This window comes from Pricia sp., assembly GCF_041745955.1.
Classification (GTDB): Bacteria; Bacteroidota; Bacteroidia; order Flavobacteriales; family Flavobacteriaceae; genus Pricia.
In genome coordinates this window covers 1-3134 of the sequence record NZ_JBGTHY010000135.1, presented here as the reverse complement: position 1 = coordinate 3134, position 3134 = coordinate 1, and the positions used below count along the sequence as shown (strand labels likewise).

The 3134-nt window shown below is 44.5% G+C and carries 5 protein-coding genes; 1 reads left to right on the top strand and 4 read right to left on the bottom strand.

Annotated features, from left to right (window positions below; all coding sequences use genetic code 11):
* The 4 genes from ACEW8S_RS04855 to rpsF form a co-directional block, all read right to left on the bottom strand.
* Positions 1 to 1386: carboxypeptidase regulatory-like domain-containing protein (locus tag ACEW8S_RS04855; protein WP_373517055.1), on the bottom strand; the 1386-nt coding region annotated here is incomplete at its 3' end.
* Between the two features lie 93 nt (positions 1387 to 1479).
* Positions 1480 to 1932 carry a 50S ribosomal protein L9 gene (gene rplI / locus ACEW8S_RS04850; RefSeq protein ID WP_373517054.1) on the bottom strand — a complete coding sequence of 151 codons (453 nt, stop codon included), beginning with the start codon at positions 1930 to 1932 and terminating at the stop codon, positions 1480 to 1482.
* A gap of 11 nt (positions 1933 to 1943) precedes the next feature.
* On the bottom strand, positions 1944 to 2240 hold the full coding sequence (rpsR, locus tag ACEW8S_RS04845; protein ID WP_373517053.1) for a 30S ribosomal protein S18: 297 nt from the start codon (positions 2238 to 2240) through the stop codon (positions 1944 to 1946).
* A gap of 4 nt (positions 2241 to 2244) precedes the next feature.
* A complete protein-coding gene (gene rpsF, locus ACEW8S_RS04840; RefSeq protein ID WP_373517052.1) occupies positions 2245 to 2583 on the bottom strand; it encodes a 30S ribosomal protein S6 in 339 nt (112 codons plus the stop codon).
* Positions 2584 to 2814: 231 nt separating this feature from the next.
* Between rpsF and ACEW8S_RS04835 the strand changes: the two genes are divergently transcribed.
* On the top strand, positions 2815 to 3134 hold a 320-nt coding region (locus ACEW8S_RS04835; RefSeq protein ID WP_373517051.1), incomplete at its 3' end, for a LytR/AlgR family response regulator transcription factor.

Here is a 3134-nt window from a genome sequence, read left to right as displayed (position 1 = left end):
TTGGATAATAATGCTAGGGGCCGGCGACGAAAACGGATCTCGGGAATCATCAAAATGCGTGTACCCTACCTGAAGTTTATTGGTCGCATTGTCGCCAAAGGTGGAATTCAGTTCTAACTGAAACGACTGGAGACTATTATTGATTCTGTATCCGGAATTTTCGAACTGCAAGGTCTGGGCACTCGGTCCCCTTACCCCCAAGGCCGTCGGGTGGGCCGGTTTTTCTTTTGAAGCGTCCAGAAAATTATAGATTACGGCCAAGCGGTTGTTATCGTTAATATTCCAGTCCAGTTTCAAAATCCCTTTGGTCGATTCCGCCCCGTAAGTGAAACCTTGGTATCTACCGGTATCGTATCCCAGACCCGAGAGAGCGGACTGCACCGCGAGCAAATCGTCTTCCTCCACACGAGACTCGTTAATGGCACCCGAGCCTGTATTCGGTACCCATCCGTTAGACCCTAAATCGTCACGCGAATCTTGTTCGAAGTTGGCAAAAAAGAAGAGTTTGTTTTTGATGATCGGGCCACCGATACTAAGGCCGTATTGGCTTTGGTTCAGATCAGGTTTGACGACATCCTCACCCTTTATCCTGCCTCCTGTCAAACTCTCGTTCCTATAAAAGCCGTAAACGGTACCCTGAAATTCGTTGGTTCCACTTTTGGTGACCGCATTGACCGTAGCTCCGGTAAAGCCGGATTGGGTAACGTCGTACGGAGCCAAGGAAACCTGAATCTGATCTATGGCATCCAGCGATATGGGTTGGGAACTGCTCTGTCCACCCGGAGTGGGTGCATCGAGTCCGAATGGGTTTCCGAAGAAAGAACCATCCAAAGAAAAATTATTGTACTGGTCGTTCCTCCCGCCGAAAGATAGACCGCCTTCACCGGAATTTCCCGATGCACTAGGCTCCAAACGGGTAAAATCTTCGGCCGACCTGGAAATAGTTGGCAGTTTGGTCAGCTCTCTCCTACCGACACTGGTCTCGGCCCCGGTACGGCCGCTGCCAAAGGTACCTCCGCGGTCGGAGATTACCACGACCTCGTCCAGCGCCTGACTTTCCGTCAAAAGAACAACATCTAAGGTAAAGGTCTTGCCCAAGGTCAGAAAAACGTCTTCGACCAACTGTTCTTTAAAGCCAACGTAAGTAATAGTGACCTGATAGGGGCCGCCGACCCTCATATTAAGCATCTGAAAAAGTCCGTCTTCATTTGTAATCGCACCATATTTGGTACCGGTGGGCGTATGAACGGCCACCACGTTGGCGCCCAATAAAGGTCCGCTCTGGTCGTCTACCACCGTGCCGCCCATATTCGATGTGGTGACTTGCGCGGATACCGGGAATACCGCAAAAATCAAGAAAATCCCTAGAAGTAGTTTTTGAATCATAACGGTCTATTTTGAGTTAGTTTTGCAATATTAGTGCAAAAAAAAAGAGCTATGAAAACATAGCTCTTTAAAGTTATCAAGGTTTATTAACCATCACTTCTGATCCGAAACCACCTCGAAATCAAATTCTACGACTACCTCTCTATGTAATCGGATATCAGCGGTATAGGGTCCTGCCCTTTTGATAGCTCCGCCTTTGATACTGATGAATTTCTTATCGATTTCGTGACCGTCTTTGGCCAGAATATTCGAAAGATCCGCGGCCGTGACCGAACCGAACAATTTGTCGGCGGCACCTACTTTTGCAGGTATCTTTGTCTCCAGTGTTTTAAGTGCTTCAGCAGTTTTATTGGCCGAATCGACTACTTTTTTCTCTTTATGGGCACTTTGGCGCAAGTTCTCCTCCAATACCTTTTTGGCCGAAGGAGTCGCCATTGCGGCCATACCGCGTGGGATCAAATAATTTCTACCGTATCCGTTTTTCACGTCAACGACATCGTCTTTAAAGCCCAAATGCTCTACGTCTTTTTTTAGTATAAGTTCCATCTTTGCTTTGATTATTTTAGTAAGTCCCCTACGTATGGCATAAGTGCAATATGACGGCACCTTTTTATGGCCTGCGCTACTTTGCGCTGATATTTCAATGATGTTCCGGTCAGCCTTCTTGGTAGAAGTTTGCCTTGTTCGTTGACCAGCATAATTAGAAAATCGGGATTCTTATAGTCGATGTATTTAATACCGTTTTTCTTGAAACGGCAATACTTCTTTTTCGTATTGGTCTCAATGTTCAATGGGGTCAGATAGCGGATTTCGCCATCTTTCTTCCCTTTTGCCTGTTGTTGTAGTGTTGCCATACTTTTACGCTTTGGTTTTTAACCTAGTTCTTCTTTCTTCTGCCCACGCAATGGCGTGCTTATCCAATCTAACCGTCAAAAAGCGCATAACACGCTCTTCCCTTTTTAGCTCTTGCTCATAAGGAGAAACAACTTCGCCGGGTGCGGCAAATTCGAACAAGTGGTAAAAACCACTTTTTTTGTGCTGTATGGCATAGGCCAATTTTTTAAGTCCCCAATTTTCCTTGGAGACCATTTTGGCGCCATTCTTAATTAAGAAATCCTCGAATTTCTTAACTGTTTCCGCTATCTGTTCATCAGAAAGCACGGGATTCAAAATGAAAACAGTTTCGTAATGGTTCATAAATATATATTTTTTAGGAGCGCAAAAGTAAGAATAATTGCGATACATTACAAGAAAATAGGAATTTCTTCGTTCTATAGGGGTATAACCCTAAAAATCTTACAAACCCAATCTTAACCTATGTTCATTGTCAATCACATGAAAAACAATACCATCGACACATTTTATTTGCAGTTGAACCTGTTTTTTTAGTATTTTGTCAATGATTTAACCCCACAAATCGCCCTATTTATGAAACTAAGATGTATTATCGTAGACGATTCGTCTATGCAACGTATGGCCGTTGCAAAGCTGGTAAACAGTCATCCGCACCTAGCTATGGTTGCGGAATACAGCAATGCGATCGAAGCCAAAAACGGTATTAAAAACCTTGAGATCGATCTTATCTTTCTTGATGTTGAAATGCCTATCATTAACGGATTCGACCTACTCGAATCTTTGGAAAACAGTCCCCAGGTAATCTTGATCACCGGAAAACCCGACTATGCACTAAAGGCATTCGATTACGACGTTACCGATTATCTGCACAAGCCGATTACCTTGGCCCGTTT